Genomic DNA, 275 nt, shown 5'->3' with positions numbered 1-275 from the left:
CGGTTGGTCCGTCTTTGTTATTTGATAAATGTATTTGCCGCCAGCAGGCCGACGATCGCCCATTGCAGGATGATCCCCACAACCTGGTCCCAGCGTTTTGCAGGCTTGTCCTTTAGCTCCTTGACGTCGCTCTTGACCTCTGCCAGCGTCGCCATAATCGTCTGGTAGTCCTTTCGGCTGCCCGCCGCATCGATTTTTAGCTCCTCAAAACGATTATAAAACTCTCTATGTGTGTTTTGATTGCGCAAGCTGTCCTTTTCCAACGCATCCACCCG

General features: G+C 51.6%; 1 protein-coding gene. It reads right to left on the bottom strand.

What is annotated here, in order from left to right:
• Positions 1–17: 17 nt before the first annotated feature.
• A partial coding sequence (locus DWV16_RS19245; RefSeq protein WP_118480964.1) for a hypothetical protein occupies positions 18–275 on the bottom strand: 258 nt, incomplete at its 5' end.

Source organism: Anaerotruncus sp. AF02-27, from assembly GCF_003465835.1.
GTDB classification, from domain to species: Bacteria; Bacillota; Clostridia; order Oscillospirales; family Ruminococcaceae; genus Anaerotruncus; species Anaerotruncus rubiinfantis.
This window is presented reverse-complemented; position numbering and strand designations above follow the sequence as displayed.